The following is a 16826-nucleotide window of genomic DNA, read 5'->3' as shown; positions in this document are numbered from 1 at the left end:
CCAAGCCGCAGACGCAGCCTGCTTTCCAGTACGACCAAGGCACCAAAAACGAAGCGAACGCGCAGCATCCCAACCACAACCTGCTTCAATAGCCCAACTGCTTCCCACGATGCAAGGTCAGCCGCGGCGGTGTGCTATCAAAAAGCGGCTCGATGCTAAATTGACGCACCCTAAAACCTGACGCTGCGACTCGCGTTGGCACACCGCAACCGCTCCCTCCCAAGGAAAACATCCTGCCGTGGGAACTCCGACGCCAACCGAAGCGGATCCGATGGAGCAACGATTTTCGCCAGCTGCCGATTCACCACCACGCTTCGCCAACCACCCTGAACACCTACAAATTGCTCATCCGCCGGAATACTCTTCCACATGGGCCAAGCCGCCTGCCGACACTGCACGACCTGCTTGATCGGCTGACCAACCGACTTGTTAAACACCGGCCCCGCCATGTCCAACATGCTGCTGCGCCCCGCCGGACGACAGAAGACAGTTTTCAGCTCGGGACAATCGATCGATTCGGGCACCGCAGCGGTGCTGATCAAAATACGCACATTGCCTCGTTCAAACGCGTCCAACTGCCGCTCCCGATGCGCCCCGGTCCCCAACAGCTCGCAAGCGATTCCCTGTTCCTGCAACAGCCCCGCACAGGCGAGGCCCTGCTGTCGGCGTTGGAAAAACGCTAACGACTGGCCCCATCGATCGGGATCTTCCATCAACAGCTTCGCAACCACCGCCGGCGTATATTCGTCAAGCGTGTAATGCCGGTACGGACTCAAATGCCCATCGGCGATCAATTGCGATACGCCCGCGTCGCGGATCACGCGGTCGAAACAGGACTTGATCGGATCGCTGTTTGCCGCCAGCCCCAGGGTCCAACGGGGATGCAATTTTCGGTGCAGCCGCTCGATCTGCGCCGTTCCACCGCAGGCGACTTCATCGACAACCAACAGGTCGACGTCTGCCGGCGATTTGTCGAACATGCTGATCGTCTGCAGATCCAGGTTAAAGTGCCGCGTCGCGTTTTCCGCAGCCACGCGGGCCAACGAGTTCCTCCGCATCGCAGCCCAGCCGACGCGGCATCCGGTCGCACGCTGAAGCGCGCTGGCAATTGCCAGTCCGATCACCGTCTTGCCGCTGCCAACGGGACTCTCCACCAAAACACGCCCCGCCGCCGGAGCCAAGTGCCCGTCGGACGACCGCTGCCGACCAGCAATCATCTGCAGTGCCGCGACGACCATCCGCCGCTGATACGCCCGAGGTTCGACTCGAGCCGCAGCCAGCACTTCGGCGGCAGCCGCAGCGGGAGCAAAGTTATCGGCTAATCCCAAGCCGCACGATGTGACTTGGTTTTGGCAATGCGAAACTGTCGAAAACGCGGAATCAAGAACCATTGCGGAAGCCTCCCTGTCGAATCGTCCAATGTTTTTAACCGGCGGCGTGTCCGGCAGCGGCTGCCAAGATTGGCAGTTCGCCAGCCGACGCCGACGCGTGATGACAACGTCCGCAGTGTCGCTCGCCGGCGTGACACGTTGGGTCATCGGATCGACAAACATCGGCGATTCCGCAGCTTGGCAGTTCGGTTTCGCCCTGCGACAAGTCGTCCCCGGAGGAACGTGGCGGCTACATCGGCTGACCTTTCCCCGTTACAATCGCGTCGGATGCCGATTGCGGGTTCGACGCGTGGCCCCTCCCTTGCCGCGGAGGAACTGCGTCCCCATTCGCCTCCAACGACAACTCACCCAACGTTATTCAGAACGGTCACTACGGCGTTTGCCGTAGCCCGACATCCAAAGGAACATCCATGGCCCAAGCAAAGATCATTTACACGCAAACCGACGAAGCTCCCGCCCTGGCCACAGGTTCTTTGCTGCCGATCATCCGCGCGTTTGCAACCGCAGCGGGGATCGATGTCGAAACAAAAGATATCTCGCTAGCCGGCCGCATCTTGGCGAACTTCTCCGACCGCCTGCCCGCCAACCAACAGCAGACCGATGCCTTAGCGGAACTCGGCGAACTCGCCAAGACTCCCGAAGCGAACATCATCAAACTGCCCAACGTCAGCGCTTCGATCCCGCAATTGAACGCCGCGATCAGCGAACTGCAACAGCACGGTTACGAACTGCCCAACTTCCCGGCCGAACCGAAAACCGATGCCGAGCAAGAGATTCGCGACCGCTACGCCAAGGTGCTTGGCAGCGCCGTTAATCCCGTCCTTCGCGAAGGCAACTCCGACCGCCGCGTCGCCGCTCCAGTAAAGCAGTACGCCCGGAAGAACCCACACTCGATGGGCGCTTGGTCAGCCGATTCCAAGTCGCACGTGGCGTCGATGGACGACGGTGACTTCTACGGCAGCGAACTATCTCATGAAATGGCCGCCGCCGGCACCGTTCGGATCGAACTGGTCGCAGCCGATGGTTCGGTGACTGTGCTGAAAAAGGACTTCCCGATTCAAGCCGGCGAGATCATCGACGGATCGCGAATCAGCCGCAGCAAACTGCAAGCCTTCTTCGCCAAAGAAATCGAAGACGCTCACCAGAACAACGTCCTGTTCTCGCTGCACATGAAAGCGACGATGATGAAGGTCTCCGACCCGATCATCTTCGGACACGCCGTCCGCGTCTTCTTCAGCGACGTGATCGAAAAGTATTCTGCGGAGCTCGAAGAAATCGGCTTCAACCCGAACAACGGCCTGGGCGATCTGTACGCAAAGCTCGGTAAACTCGACGAAGCGAAACAGGCTGAAATCAAAGCCGCCATCGCCGCCGAAATGGAAAAGCGTCCCGAATTGGCGATGGTCGATTCGGACAAAGGGATCACCAACCTGCACGTCCCTAGCGACGTGATCATCGACGCATCGATGCCCGCCGCGATTCGCACCTCGGGCCGGATGTGGGGCCCCGATGGCAAGTTGCACGACATGAAAGCTGTCATCCCCGACCGCTGCTACGCGGGCGTTTACCAAGCGACGATCGACTTCTGCAAAAAGAACGGCGCGTTCGACGTGACCACGATGGGCAGCGTCGCGAATGTCGGCCTGATGGCACAGAAGGCCGAAGAGTACGGGTCGCACGATAAGACCTTTGAAATCCCAGCCGATGGAACCGTCCGCGTCGTCGACGGGCAGGGCGAGACGCTGATGCAACACGAAGTTGCCGCCGGCGACGTCTGGCGGATGTGCCAAACCAAAGACGCGCCAATCCGCGACTGGGTCAAACTGGCCGTCACCCGCGCCCGAGCGACCGGCGCGACCGCCGTCTTCTGGTTGGATGCCAACCGCGCTCACGACGCCAACCTGATCGCCAAGGTGAACAATTACCTGCCCGAACATGATACCGCGGGCTTGGACATCCAGATCATGCCACCTGTCGAAGCCACTCTGCACGCCTGCCAACGGGCGAAGGAAGGCAAGGACACGATCTCGGTCACCGGTAACGTGTTGCGAGATTACCTGACCGATCTGTTCCCGATTCTCGAACTGGGAACCAGCGCCAAGATGCTTTCGATCGTACCACTGCTGGCCGGCGGTGGCCTGTTCGAAACCGGTGCTGGCGGATCGGCTCCCAAACATGTTCAGCAATTTGTCGAAGAGGGGCACCTGCGGTGGGATTCGTTAGGCGAATTCTTGGCATTGGCTGTCTCGCTGGAAGATCTGGGGACCAAGACGGGCAACAAGAAAGCCTTGGTTCTGGCGGAAACACTGAACACCGCGACGGGAACATTCCTGGACAACGACAAGTCGCCGTCGCGAAAAGTTAAAGAGATCGACAACCGTGGCAGCCACTTCTATCTGACGCTCTATTGGGCTCAGGCACTGGCCGCGCAAACGCAAGACGCCGAACTGCAACAACGATTTGCAGCCGTCGCTAGCCAGTTGGCCGATCAGGAAGCGAAGATCGTCGCCGAACTCAGCGATGCTCAAGGCCAACCTGTCGATTTGGGCGGCTACTATCAGCCCAATCCAGAAAAGCTGAGCAACGCGATGCGGCCTAGCGCAACGTTCAACTCGGTCATCGAATCGCTGTAAATGGATATTCGTCCTATCATGTCGGGCCAGCGGAGAGATCCGCTGGCTCGTTTGTTGCGCATGGCGACCCGCGTCGCGGCGATCCCTTACGGCATCGCAACTACGCTGCGCAATCGCAAATACGATCGCGATGCTTCGTCGATCCAACATGCCGACGTTCCCGTGATCTCGGTCGGCAACATCACGACCGGCGGAACGGGCAAGTCGCCGATGGTCGCTTGGATCGCTCGCGCGCTGCGCAACGAAGGCCTTCGCGTGGCGATCGTCAGTCGCGGGTACGGGGCCGATGCGAGTGGGGTGAACGACGAGGCGTTGGAACTGGAAGAGCGTCTGCCCGACGTGCCTCACGTTCAAAATCCCGATCGTGTCGAGGGTGCACGTGTTGTGGTCGAAGAACTGGAGACCGAAGTCATCCTGCTGGACGATGGTTTCCAACACCGCCGACTGCACCGCGATTTGGACATCGTCTTGATCGACGCTAGCTGTCCGTTTGGATATGGGTATCAACTGCCACGCGGCATGTTGCGTGAATCGTTAAAAGGTTTGAAGCGCGCCGACGTCGTGGTCCTGACGCGCAGCGATGCCGCATCCGATGCGCAGCGCCAACAGATCCGCGAGACGGTGCAACGGTTCGCCGCCACGGCGACGTGGGTTGAATCGGTCCATGCACCGTCGGCGCTACTGACGCACGCCGCCGATCCGTTGCCGATCGAAACCCTACGCGGGCAACAGGTGCTGGTCTTCAGTGCGATCGGCAATCCGGACGCGTTTGTAAAAACGGTCACCGATTGTGGCGCCACGCTGATCGACAGCAAAACCTTTCCCGATCATCATCGCTTCGACCGCGAGGATATCGAAACGCTCACCGCCTGGGTCGACCAACATCCTGCGGCTGAAGCGATCCTCTGCACGCACAAGGATCTCGTCAAACTAAGAACCTCGCGAATCGGCCGCCTGCCGCTGCGAGCCGTCGGAATCGAGATCGCACTGACCGTCGGCGAAGAAGAACTGCGCCAGCGTCTGCTGCAGACAGCCCGCCAAACAACTTCCTAGCCCGCTGCACGAACCGTCGCGGGACTAGCAGACGCGGCGCGCTCCTGGTGCAGCGTCAATACTAAAATTTTGGGGTAGTGGACGAGGTCACGAGTCCTTTCGCGCCAGAGATTATGGGGACTCGTGACCTCGTCCACTACCATCAGGCCTAAAATCGAAGTTTGACCAACCACCAGGTTAACGATCGCGAATCCTAAAACCGATTCCGTCCCTTCCACAATGCGAGCTTTCCCTTGCCAGCATCCCCCGCACCTGCCACGTGGAAATCGCGTGAAACGCTGATCGCGATCTTCACCGTCGCAATGATCAGCGTGCATCTGGTACTGCGGTTCGGCACGGCCAGCAGTCCGTTGGCGGCAAACATTCCACTCTGGGCGGTGTTCGTTTTTGGTGGCGTGCCGTTGGTCTTCGACCTGCTGCAGAAGATGTTGCGGCGCGAGTTTGGCTCCGACCTGCTGGCGGGAATTTCGATTGTCGCATCGGCGTTGTTAAGCGAATATCTGGCGGGGGCGTTGGTCGTGCTGATGCTTTCCGGTGGCGAAGCGTTGGAAGCCTACGCCGTCCGCAGCGCGTCGTCGGTACTGCGAGCGCTCAGCAAACGCATGCCATCGGTCGCGCATCGCAAACAGGGAGCATCGGTCGTCGACGTCCCGCTGCAGGAACTTGCGATCGGCGACATCGTTTCGGTCTTCCCTCACGAGATCTGCCCGATCGACGGGAGCGTCGTGGAAGGGCACGGCGTGATGGACGAATCGTTTCTGACCGGCGAACCCTACATGATGTCCAAGACGCCCGGCTCAGCAGTCCTCTCCGGCGCGATCAATGGCGAAACGGCGCTGCTGATTCGAGCCGACAAACTGGCGATCGATTCCCGTTACGCCAAGATCATGGAAGTCATGGCGGCCTCCGAACAGAACAAGCCGCAGATGCGGCGACTGGCCGACAAACTGGGTGCCTGGTACACACCGTTGGCCGTCGCGATCGGGATCGCCGCCTGGGCGTTTTCCGGCGATCCCGTTCGTTTTTTAGCAGTGATGGTCGTCGCCACTCCCTGTCCGTTGCTGATCGCAATTCCCGTTGCGATCATCGGATCGATCTCGCTAGCGGCGCGGCGAGCGATCATCGTCCGCGATCCCTCGGCACTGGAAACGGCTGACACCTGCCGCACGTTGATCTTCGATAAGACCGGCACTCTGACGTACGGCAAACCCAATCTGACAGCTCAAGTCGTGGCGTCGGGATTTGTGGAAGCCGACGTTTTGCAGTGGGTTGCCAGTCTGGAAGTCTATTCCAAACATCCTTTATCGCGAGCGATCGTCGCAGCGGCCAAAGCCGCGGGGCTTGCGATGTTAAGCGTTGGCGAGGTCAGCGAGCGGCCCGGCGCAGGCTTGCGAGGCAAGGTCGGCGAGACTTCGGTGCGGGTCACCAGCCGCAACAAGCTGCTCAAACAACAACCAGAACTAGCGTCACAACTTCCCGATCAACAAGCGGGACTAGAGTGCGTGATCTTGATCGATGAACAGTACGCGGCGACCTACCGATTCCGCGACACCCCGCGAACCGACGGTGCCAAATTCATCGGCCACTTGGCTCCGCTGCATCACATCTCGCGGACCATGCTGGTCTCGGGGGATCGGGAATCGGAAGTCGCTTACCTAGCCGAACAAGTTGGCATCCAAAGCGTCTACAGCAGCCAAAGCCCCGAACAGAAACTGGCGATCGTCAATGCCGAGACCGCCAAAGCGAACAGCATCTACGTGGGGGATGGGATCAACGACGCCCCGGCGCTGATGGCCGCGACGGTGGGGATCGCGTTCGGCCAGAACAGCGACGTGACGACGTCGGCGGCCGATGTCGTCGTGATGGACAGTTCGCTGCGGAAGATCGACGAATTCCTGCACATCAGCCGGCGGATGCGGCGGATCGCGATGCAAAGTGCCATCGGTGGAATGGCGCTCAGCATCATCGGGATGACGATCGCAGCGGCTGGCTATTTGCCTCCCGTTGCTGGCGCGATCAGCCAAGAAGTGATCGACATCCTCGCGGTACTCAACGCCCTCCGCGTGGCGATCGTTCCGAAGACGATGATCGATTTCGAATCGAGCGAATAAGCAACCGCCAGCCAATCGATTCGCGTTCGGACGCCCTCGTCAATTGATTCTGGCAGCCTCCCATTCGACGCAAACGCTGGTGTGGCCTCGCCACGCGGGCTGCGTCAAAGCAAGCCGCGATGGAAACAACCAGCGATGCGTTTGAAAAATCACCGCGTCGGTCATCCGACGATTTAGATGCCGACGGTTTCACGCCAGGTCTTCGCCATCAACGTATGGCCGGCCAGCGTTGGATGGACGCCATCGGCTGCCCAGTAGGCCGGCGGGGCTTCGTCGATCGCTTTGTCGAACATCTGCTGAAACGGAACCACGGTCAGGCTCATCGAATCGGCAACGCGCAGCGCCGCCTCGCGTCGCTGATCGAATTCGGGGAACCACTTGTCGTTGACCGCACCACATCGCAGCACAAACGGTTCGCAAACGACAACGCGAACATCGGGCAGCGCCGACAACGTTCCCTCGATCAATTCGCGGTAGCCACTTTCGTAGACCGCGACCGAACCGTCATAGCGGCCGTTGAGCTTGTGCCAGATGTCGTTCACGCCGACCAGGATGCTCAAGATGTTCGGCTTCAGATCCAAACAATCTGCTTGCCAACGCTTCGCAAGATCGGGGACCTTGTTTCCACTGATCCCACGATTGTGGATCTGCAACCGCTTTGCCGGATGCGACTCCAACAGGCCACCGGCGATCAGAAACGGATAGCCATCGCCAAGCCCCGCCGACTGATTCGCCGTCTGTTTCTTGCGATCGCGGCGGGCATCGGTAATCGAATCCCCTTGAAACAAAATCACCGCACCCTCGGGAAGCGATTGAACGTTGGAATCATTAGCAGCCGACACGGTCGTTGCGGTGGAGACACTCGAAGCGGCGACGCCAGCGACGATCGTGGATTGCAAAAGATTGCGACGCGTGAGTTTCATCATTCTCAGCTCCTCGGTGAACGGGGCAAATTCAAACTAGCAAGACGAGTCCCAGTATAGACGGCGGGGCGACGCGCTGCATTGCCGATCGCCAACACCGCCAGGGCAATTCAATGTTTCAATTTGCCGTATCCGCTGGCGTGTGATCGGACTCGGAAACGGGTGGCGACTGCCCATCGGCGAATACCTTAGAGAGAAACCTGGCTCACCTTGCCAGCACGACGGTTCCAGGCCAAAACCAGCAGCACCACGCAGGCGATTAGCAGCGAAATCGCGTTCAGGCTGGTGACAACATCCTTCGCAAAACCATCGATCTGAAAGCGATTTAAGACCATCAAACTCGAAGCGTAATTCAGAGCGGGCATCAACATCGAGATCGCCAAAAACATCCGCATTCGCCAGCTCAACGCATCCCATGCCGGTCGCAACGCGATCAAAATCGCAACGATCACCGGCGTCAAAATCATCGCGTCGTAGACCTGATGAAAAATGGCGACCAAGGAGGTCAGCAGCACGATCGCGCCGCTGAGTCCCGTCGCCGCACCGTCGTCGTGATTGTGGCGGTGATAGATCGACAACACGATCGCGGCGGGCAACAGGATCGCGATCATCCACACCAGATGTGTTGCATCGCCGGGTACCCAATCAGTCCATTTCGCAACGATCGCCAAGACATCGATACGCGTCCACGTATTGGCCGGTACTTCGTAATCATCGCTCCGATGGACATCTTGACTGGTGCCGATATCGGACATCATTTGCGAAGCCGAACCCGACTGGATCAACCAGCCGAAACAAGCGACCGCAAGAACCAACGAGATCACTCCGGCAAGCGTTACCGCTTTGAAGTTGCCGCGAAACAACATCAACCCCGCGATCGGCAGCACAAACGTCGGCTTGCACGAAATAACCACCAACCCCAGCACACTCCGCCAGGGATGCGTCTTGCCATAGTGGACAGCAAGCAATGCTCCTAGGATCAATTCGAATGTGAAGTAACCGGTGAAGAGCGTCTGTTGCCCACCACGCGTGAAGACCAAACCGCTCGCAACGATCCAAAACCAATCCCAACGCCATCCCGCACCGGCACTGCCAGTCGTCCAGCGGACGGTAAGCCAGGCGATTCCCAACAGCATGCCAAGCGACACAATGAAGTACACGACTTCGGCAACCGCCAACGGCAACCAGGTCAACGGAGTGTGGAGTGCGAGGACCAAGGGGGAATAAAACGGGATCGACCGCTCGACCGGATACTGCTGGACATAAGCGGCACTGTACGGCGAAACGCCTTCCCGAAACGCAAGTGCCGGAAAATAGACACCGTTGTGAAAGTCACAGTAACCCTGCCGCGAAGGGTCGAACGGGCCAGGGGTTTGATAGGCCAAGACGATGCGACCGGCGGTCAGCACGACACCGATCAAGAAGCAGACGGCGGCCAGCCAAGAAACGATTTGGCGACGCCGCTGCGTCGACGCAACCGCCGCGTCGTCTCGCGGTTCGGTGTCGGTCGTCGATTCCTTCATCCCCGCCACCCGAAGAAGATCACAACGACAGCAACGAACATGCGGCGAGCCCATAAAAGGTATATTCAACGTCTTCGGCCGGATCCATTTCGAATCCGGCGAACCCGCCCCCCGGCCGTTCCATGCTATGGACATAACGCGTGGCAGCGGCCCGATCGATCTGATCCAACGATTGCAGATCGGTTAAGGTCACGATCGCCGTACATGTGCTTAACAAGTCGGCAATAGGAATCCGCGTGTTGGCCGTCATGCCGCCATCATTTATCTGCATTTCGGCGAGAAATTCAGTCGTCAACTGCTGTGTCGGTTCATCCAGTCTCTGTAGCACCCGCAGCGCACCGATCGCCGCCGCCGTCGGATTCACTCCCGCCCGCTTGCCGACGCGAATTTCCAAGAAGCCACCTTCGACCTGAGCCTGGCCACGAATAAAGGCTTCGATCTGGCGAGGTTCCGGCGGCGAGCGTTCGATCAATTCGTAACACAACAGCGTCAGAAAGGTTTGATAGGTGCTGCCGGCTCGCCCTTCGGGACTCTTCGCATACCCTCCGTCCTCGCGGCGGAGCGTTTCCAACAGCTCGGCGATCGCATCCTGCCATCCGCCGTTGGCCGACTGCATCACATCGATCCCCGAGGAGATCTCCAGCATCTTGGCCGCCATGATCAACGAGATCAGATCGATGATCGCTTCGCGTCCTTGCAACCGCTGTTTCAAGAATTCGGCGGCGCGATCGGCCGGTTCGCCATCCAACAGGCCCAGGATCATCAACGACCGCAGAGCAAAGGCGGTGTAATATAGATCACTGCCCCCTTCGCGACCGGCGAAACCGCCGTCGGGTCGCTGTTGAGCCAACAGCCAATCGCCCTGTCGCTGCCGCATCGCTTCGGGCAGCTCCGCCGCACCTTGAGCCAACCGGATCGTCAACGCCTCAAGATATGTCACGAATCACCGATGTCCCGAGAAAAACCGAGGCCTAGCGTTACCGATAGACTTCCCATCGTCGCGGCCCAGAGTAAACCATAAAGGGGCGTTCGCGATGCGCGAAGCCGGGCAGGGGCTCAGGCGAATTCGGTTTTCGCCGGCTTCGGCTGCGGCGTCTCCTCGACCACCTCCACCTCCGCACCGATCAATTCGGCAACGGTGTGCAAATCGCCGTGATATCGACGGCTGAAGATCATCACGACAGGTTCGGTTGCCCTGATCTCCAACGTATTAGTCAACCAACCGCGCGTGATCTTCAGCTTCGCATCCGCAGGCAGATCGCTGGTCAACGGAGTTCGAAACCAACGCCTCTGCCGCATCGTCCATCCCCGATCGTGGCGGCAGAGCGTGATACAGGCCTTATCCTGAAAGCCGTTCCAATCGGTTTTGGGAAAGACGACCAGTTCAGCCCGCGACGGCCGCCCGTACGTCTTCTGGAACATCGGCCACAACGAATCGAACACCATGTGCCGGTAGAAGTGAACGCGGCGGTTGATCCATCGCAAGACAAGCAAACAGACGACAAAGACCGCTAGATTCAACAGCGTCGCCAGCGTCGGGCTGAGCGCATACAAAGCCATCAGCCCCGCGCACATCGTTTTGTTGGCGAATTCGAAACAGGCGTCCAGAAATGGAATCGGCGTCAACCAGATCAAGAACTCAAAGAAGAACTTGACGCTGTTGATCACCAACACGTTGATCACCATCGCAACATATAGAAGAGCCCCCACGGTCCCCGAGACGATCCCCGCCTCGACGATTTCAGGACTTTCGTCCAAGACTTCATTTGGCGATGCGATGTAGCGAATCGCGATCAACGTGATGATCCCGGCATAAGCCTCCACCTTGTCCACAGCAACCGCGATCGGCTTGCTGACCTTCGACAACCGCGGCAGCGAAGTGATGATCGTCAACGCGGCGAAGGCCCAGAAAAGGTTCGGGTTCTTCAGCGGCGTTGCGGCGTCCAACAAACCATTCCCCGGCATCCACTCGGGACTCCACAGCGCTAGCCCCGACAGACACGTGATTCCGAAGAAGGGAGACAAAGCGACCGGTGCCAGCGGGCCCAACCAATCGACCGGCGTCAGCTGTTCGACCATCTGATTTGCGGCGGCCAAATCAGCAGCCGACAGCTGCTCCTTGGTCATCGAACCCTTCAGATTTTTTTCGATTCCTGCGGCCGACAGCGGCGTGCCATCTCCCGATCCATCTCCTTCCAGATCCGACGGATCGATTTCCGGCAGCGAAATTGGAGGGGCCGCCGGCTGCTGCCAATGGGCGACGAGAGTCGCTTCGATCGGCGGCGACTGGCCCGCGGGAGTCGCCGTCGAAATGGGCGTCCCAAACGACGGCAGCCAGGCCAAGGCGGCGATTGCTAACAAACAGGGGCCGACTCGCCACCAGGGCAAAGGGCGGTTGGCACGTGGTTGTCGGCGTCGCTGAACAGTATTTCTCATCGAACCCCTCATCCTGTCTCTTCTCATCGACCGAAACGGCCAGTCTTTTAAAACGCGAAATGACGGGGCCTGGCAATCGATCTTTCTCAATTCTCCACCGGTCCATTGTACCGAACCAGTCGTCGAGCCGCGGGAACCAACGTTCGTTTCACCTCCAACCCGCCCGATCCTACCCGCTGGTTGGCACCCGAAGCTGGGCAATCGAGTCAATTTCGGGCGAGTTCTGGTCAGAAGCGGCGAGATCACCGTTGGCGTAGCTTAGCCAAACAGGCCATAATAAAACACAGGCTTGCCGCTTCCTGCCACAAACGCCCGGCCAAACTGGTCGATTCTCGCATCGCGATCCATTCGAACCAAACACCGATGAAACACAATCCACACGGAGAGGGATCTATGTTGTTCCACCACGCTATTCGCGTTCCGCTGCTGCTCGCAGTGCTATCGATTCTTGGGGGAACCGCCCCGCTGGCCTTTGCCGATGGCGAGGGACAGCCCGATTTGGACGAAGCGATGGTCATGCGGTTGGACGCCAAGACGCTGGACGACTTAAATAAGATCGGCGATCTGTTGCAATCGGCTCTCGCCAAGGGATTGGACAAAGAGAACGAAGGCTTTGCCAAGCAGATGCTAGCTGGCGTGGCGTTGGAACGGGGCAAGGCGATCGCTCAACAGATGTTCCGCCAACCGCAAGCCGGAAATCTGGCTCAACTGCGTGGCGAAGCGCTCAAGCACCTCGAGACCGCTGTCGACAACGATCCCGCGCTCGCCGAAGCGCAGACGCTGATCGCCCGCTTGAACGCGTTGCCCGGCGGCGACCGGACCCGAGCTTTAAAAGCTGCCGCAGCAGCCGTGGAGTCTTTACAAGAAGATCCACAGGCGCAAAGCGAAGCCTACATGCTGCGAGCGCTGATGCAAACCGACATCGAAGCGCGGCTGGCCGACATTAATAAGGCGATCGAAACGAACAGCGAGAACATCGAAGCCTACCAAGCCCGATCGCAGTTCTATTTCCAACAACAGAAGTTCGACGAAGCGGTCGCCGACCTGCAACACGTTCTGAAAGTCGATCCGACCAACACCCGCGTCACCGCGACGGCGGTCAAAGCGCTTGCCGAACTGAAGCGATTGGACGAAGCCAAGACGATCCTCGACGATGGATTGAAAGCCAAACCCGATGCGTCGCTGTATCAATTGCGAGCGGCGATCTATCGCACCGAAGACAAACTGGACGAAGCGATCGCGGACCTCAACAAAGCGATCGAACTGCAGCCTCGCGATCCAGCATCGCTGTTCGCTCGGGCCGAGATCTATCTCAGCCGCGACGACACCGCCGCGGCCCGTCGCGACTTGGACAAAGCGATGGAATTGAATCCCGGCAGCGTGCAGGGCGTCCTGCTGCGAGCCTACCTGTCGGCCGAAGAGGGACGGCTGCCCGATGCGATCAACGACATGAAACTGTTGGTCCGCAGCTTCCCCGAAAACGCCACCTGGGCGATCCAATTGGCATCGTTCTATCAAATGGACAACCGCCCGCGGAAAGCGATCGATGTCACCACCGATGTCATTCGCCGCGAACCGGGCAACTGGCGAGCCCTGCGAATCCGAGCTGACACGCGGCTGAGCGTTGGCGAACACAAAGAAGCGATCGCAGACTACGAAGCGGCTCTGAAAGCCGAAATCGAGATCGACGAGAGCAAAGCAGGGATCCTCAACAACCTGGCTTGGGTGATGGCAACCAGCCCTCAAGACGCGGTCCGCAACGGCGCTCGTTCGCTCGAAATGGCCGAACAAGCGGCCAAGCTGACCGAATACAAGCAGGCTCATATCCTCAGCACACTCGCCGCAGCGTACGCCGAAACGGGCGACTTCGACAAAGCGTTGGAATGGTCCGAGAAAGCTGTCGACCTGGGCAAAGAGGATAGCCACGAACAGTTGAAACAACTGCAAGAGGAACTCGACAGCTACAAAAACAAGAAGCCGTGGCGAGAGGAACAGAACGTCGAAGAGAACAAAGCGCCGATCTTCTCGGCGGAAGATATCATCGACACCTGATCCCTGGCCTCGGCCGATCGATCCCATCGCCTCGATGAGATCCTATTGGTTTGTCAAACTTTGGTTTTTGGGACTGACGGTAGTGGACGAGGTCACGAGTCCCCATAATCTCTGGCGCGAAAGGACTCGTGACCTCGTCCACTACCTTAAATTTTAGTGTTGACGCTGCACTAAGCCCGAAAGCTCTTATCCAGCATTGGCCCATCGGCCGTGACCTGAAGCGATTCCGCGGCGACGCGGAATCCGACCTACAAAACGCGGTGATCTCCTAGGATTCGCCGTCCCACCTCCCGGCTCAATGCGCCCCGCCGCATTGCCTTCCTTTCCCGCCGTCGCAGTTTTTAATACGCGACACAACCTTTTAACCAAAGGGTCCCACATCATGAAATGGCTCACATGTTTCATCCTTGCGTTACTGCCACTCTCCGCATCGGCTCAGCCCTGGCAAGCTGGTTCGGCACGGATCTCGATCACTCCCGATGAACCGATCTGGATGGCAGGCTACGGTGGCCGCGACCATCCAGCCGAAGGCAAGTTGACTGACCTGTGGGCCAAGTCGTTGGTGCTGCAAGACGCGGCGGGGCACACCGCCGTCCTGATCACTCTGGACCTTGTCGGCATCCATCGCGACACCGCGACAAAAATCTGCGACCAGATCGGCAAGAAACACAATCTGTCGCGCGACCAGATCGCAATCAATTGCTCCCACACCCACACCGGGCCGGCTGTCGGTGCGAACCTGGGACCACTGCATTACGTACAGGTGCCGGAAGAGCAGAAGCAGCAACTGGACGATTACGAGCAACAGTTGGTCGAGAAGATCGTATCGATCGTCGACTCTTCTTTTGAATCGCTCCAGCCCAGTTGGCTCACCTGGGGCAACGGCCGCTGCAGCGTCGCCGTCAACCGACGCGACAACGTTCAGAACGATGTCCCCGCCCTGCGAGTCCAGGGAAAACTGAACGGCCCCTCCGACCACGACGTCCCCGTCCTGTTGGTCCGCGACGCCGATCAAAAGCTACGCACTGTCGTCTTCGGTTACGCTTGTCACGCCACCGTGCTGGGCATCTATCAGTGGTCGGGCGACTATCCCGGCTACGCTCAGATCGAAGTCGAAGAGCGTTACCCCGAAGCGATCGCGATGTTCTGGGCGGGCTGCGGCGCCGACCAAAACCCCTTGCCACGGCGAACGATCGAATTGGCTCAACAGTACGGCAAGCGATTGGGAACAGCGGTTGCCGAAGTCGTCGAAGGATTTGTCCACCCAGTTGAATCCTCGCTGCAAACCAGCTACACCGAACTCGACCTTCCGTTGGTCGATGTGCCAACGGTTGAAGAAGTGATCCAAACCCGCGAGACAACAAAAAACAAGTTTGAACGCGGCCGAGCGGAATACATTTTGGGTCGACTGGGCAACGCGAAAACGCTCGACGAAACCTATCCCTATCCGGTCGCCAGCTGGAAAATTGGCAACGACATTCGGATGGTCTTCCTGGGCGGCGAAGTCGTCGTCGATTACGCGCTGCGGCTGAAATCGACAGCCGCCGGCACGCCGGACGATAGCCCGACGATGATCTGGGTTGCCGGATACAGCAACGACGTAATGGCCTACATCCCCTCGCGCCGCGTCCTCAACGAAGGAGGCTACGAAGGGGGCGGATCGAACGTCTACTACGGCATCCCCGGCCTGTGGTCCGAAAAAATCGAGAACATGATCGCCGGTGAAGTCGCCAAGCAACTGGCGGCCCCCAAACCGCAGCCCGCTGAAACGTCGAGCAAATAAAGGGCAAAGGGCCGAAAGCTATATAGCTCGCGTGTCTACCGGTGGATTGTTTAACCGCGTGCCCAGCGGGCCGCGCGTTCTCCCCCAAGCCGATCCTATCTGAAGAACTTCAAACCGCGGGGCGTTGCCCACGCGGTTAAACGCCAACACGCGTCGGAGGCCCTCGACACGCGCGTCGTCGGCTAACTGGGCAACGGTTCGGCCAATAATCGGTCGACGGCAACACTCACTCGATCGACGATTCCTTCGAACATCTGGCGTCCCTGTTCCGCAGTCGCCAGATCGGGGCGGCCCGTCGCTCCAGCGGCGGTTCGCTGCTTCATGTCCCGGCAGATGAACATTCCTTCGACCGCGTCGGGCTTCCATCCCATCGCCGACTCGACGGCCGCAGTGTCGACAAGCTCCGGACGCAGATGCAGGATCAACGCCGTTTCGGCTTCGCACGCGTGGCCAACCGCTTTATCTTCGCCCGTCAAATGATCGGCGATCACCGACTCGGCGATCGACCAATAAGAAGCCGCCGCCAACAGCCGATCGGGCCACTGCGACTGCAACTGACGCACCGCGACGCGCATCGGATCGATGTTGCCACCGTGTCCGTTGAGGATCAGAAAACGGCAGAATCCCATCTCCAACAGCGGCTGCAACGTCTGGCACAACAGTTGGATGTACGTTGGCAACTCGCTGTCCAACGTCGCTCCGAGACGCCGATGATGCGCACTGGCTCCGATCCACTGAGTCGGCAGACGCAAGACGCGATCGGGCGCCCGAGCTTCCACCGCGTCGGCGATCGCGTCGCTGATCAACGTATCGGTGCCGCAGGGCAGGTGAGGGCCATGCTGTTCGACCGCCGCGGTCGGAAAGACGACCAAGGTCTGCTGACGATCGAGCGCCCGGATGGCCGGGGCAGTTGAATTCAAG

Annotated in this window: 11 protein-coding genes; 5 read left to right on the top strand and 6 right to left on the bottom strand. The window is 59.2% G+C overall.

Annotation, left to right across the window (positions count from 1 at the left end; translation table 11 throughout):
• Positions 1–170: 170 nt before the first annotated feature.
• Positions 171–1391, bottom strand: coding sequence for a DEAD/DEAH box helicase (locus EC9_RS06265; protein ID WP_218934627.1), 1221 nt, complete (start codon positions 1389–1391; stop codon positions 171–173).
• Between the two features lie 410 nt (positions 1392–1801).
• Here EC9_RS06265 and EC9_RS06260 point away from each other — a divergent pair, with 410 nt between their 5' ends.
• The 3 genes from EC9_RS06260 (at position 1802) to EC9_RS06250 (ending at position 7188) form a co-directional block, all read left to right on the top strand.
• Positions 1802–4024 carry an NADP-dependent isocitrate dehydrogenase gene (locus EC9_RS06260; protein WP_145343307.1) on the top strand — a complete coding sequence of 741 codons (2223 nt, stop codon included), beginning with the start codon at positions 1802–1804 and terminating at the stop codon, positions 4022–4024.
• A complete protein-coding gene (gene lpxK / locus EC9_RS06255) occupies positions 4025–5077 on the top strand; it encodes a tetraacyldisaccharide 4'-kinase (RefSeq protein WP_246105981.1) in 1053 nt (350 codons plus the stop codon). It begins immediately after the preceding gene.
• 302 nt (positions 5078–5379) lie between these two features.
• Positions 5380–7188: a heavy metal translocating P-type ATPase gene (locus EC9_RS06250; RefSeq protein ID WP_145349020.1), complete on the top strand. Its 1809-nt coding sequence runs from the start codon at positions 5380–5382 to the stop codon at positions 7186–7188.
• A 173-nt stretch (positions 7189–7361) separates the two neighbouring features.
• Here the strand turns inward: EC9_RS06250 and EC9_RS06245 are convergent, their stop codons facing one another.
• The 4 genes from EC9_RS06245 to EC9_RS06230 form a co-directional block, all read right to left on the bottom strand.
• Entirely contained in the window at positions 7362–8114 is a 753-nt protein-coding gene (locus EC9_RS06245; RefSeq protein ID WP_145343305.1) for an SGNH/GDSL hydrolase family protein, read from the bottom strand.
• Positions 8115–8299: 185 nt separating this feature from the next.
• Positions 8300–9634: a glycosyltransferase family 87 protein gene (locus EC9_RS06240; RefSeq protein ID WP_218934626.1), complete on the bottom strand. Its 1335-nt coding sequence runs from the start codon at positions 9632–9634 to the stop codon at positions 8300–8302.
• Between the two features lie 19 nt (positions 9635–9653).
• Positions 9654–10574, bottom strand: a complete 921-nt coding sequence (locus tag EC9_RS06235) for a prenyltransferase/squalene oxidase repeat-containing protein (RefSeq protein ID WP_231753470.1) — start codon at positions 10572–10574, stop codon at positions 9654–9656.
• Between the two features lie 116 nt (positions 10575–10690).
• On the bottom strand, positions 10691–12070 hold the full coding sequence (locus EC9_RS06230; protein ID WP_145343301.1) for a hypothetical protein: 1380 nt from the start codon (positions 12068–12070) through the stop codon (positions 10691–10693).
• Between the two features lie 393 nt (positions 12071–12463).
• On the opposite strand from EC9_RS06230, the gene EC9_RS06225 reads away from it, so the two are divergent.
• Both EC9_RS06225 and EC9_RS06220 read left to right on the top strand, forming a co-directional pair.
• A complete protein-coding gene (locus tag EC9_RS06225; protein WP_218934625.1) occupies positions 12464–14122 on the top strand; it encodes a tetratricopeptide repeat protein in 1659 nt (552 codons plus the stop codon).
• Between the two features lie 382 nt (positions 14123–14504).
• Entirely contained in the window at positions 14505–15905 is a 1401-nt protein-coding gene (locus tag EC9_RS06220) for a neutral/alkaline non-lysosomal ceramidase N-terminal domain-containing protein (RefSeq protein WP_218934624.1), read from the top strand.
• A gap of 182 nt (positions 15906–16087) precedes the next feature.
• On the opposite strand, the gene EC9_RS06215 is transcribed toward EC9_RS06220, so the two are convergent.
• Positions 16088–16825: a creatininase family protein gene (locus EC9_RS06215; protein WP_218934623.1), complete on the bottom strand. Its 738-nt coding sequence runs from the start codon at positions 16823–16825 to the stop codon at positions 16088–16090.
• Between the last annotated feature and the right edge of the window lies 1 nt (position 16826).

The organism is Rosistilla ulvae (assembly GCF_007741475.1).
Lineage (GTDB): Bacteria > Planctomycetota > Planctomycetia > Pirellulales > Pirellulaceae > Rosistilla > Rosistilla ulvae.
This window is presented reverse-complemented; position numbering and strand designations above follow the sequence as displayed.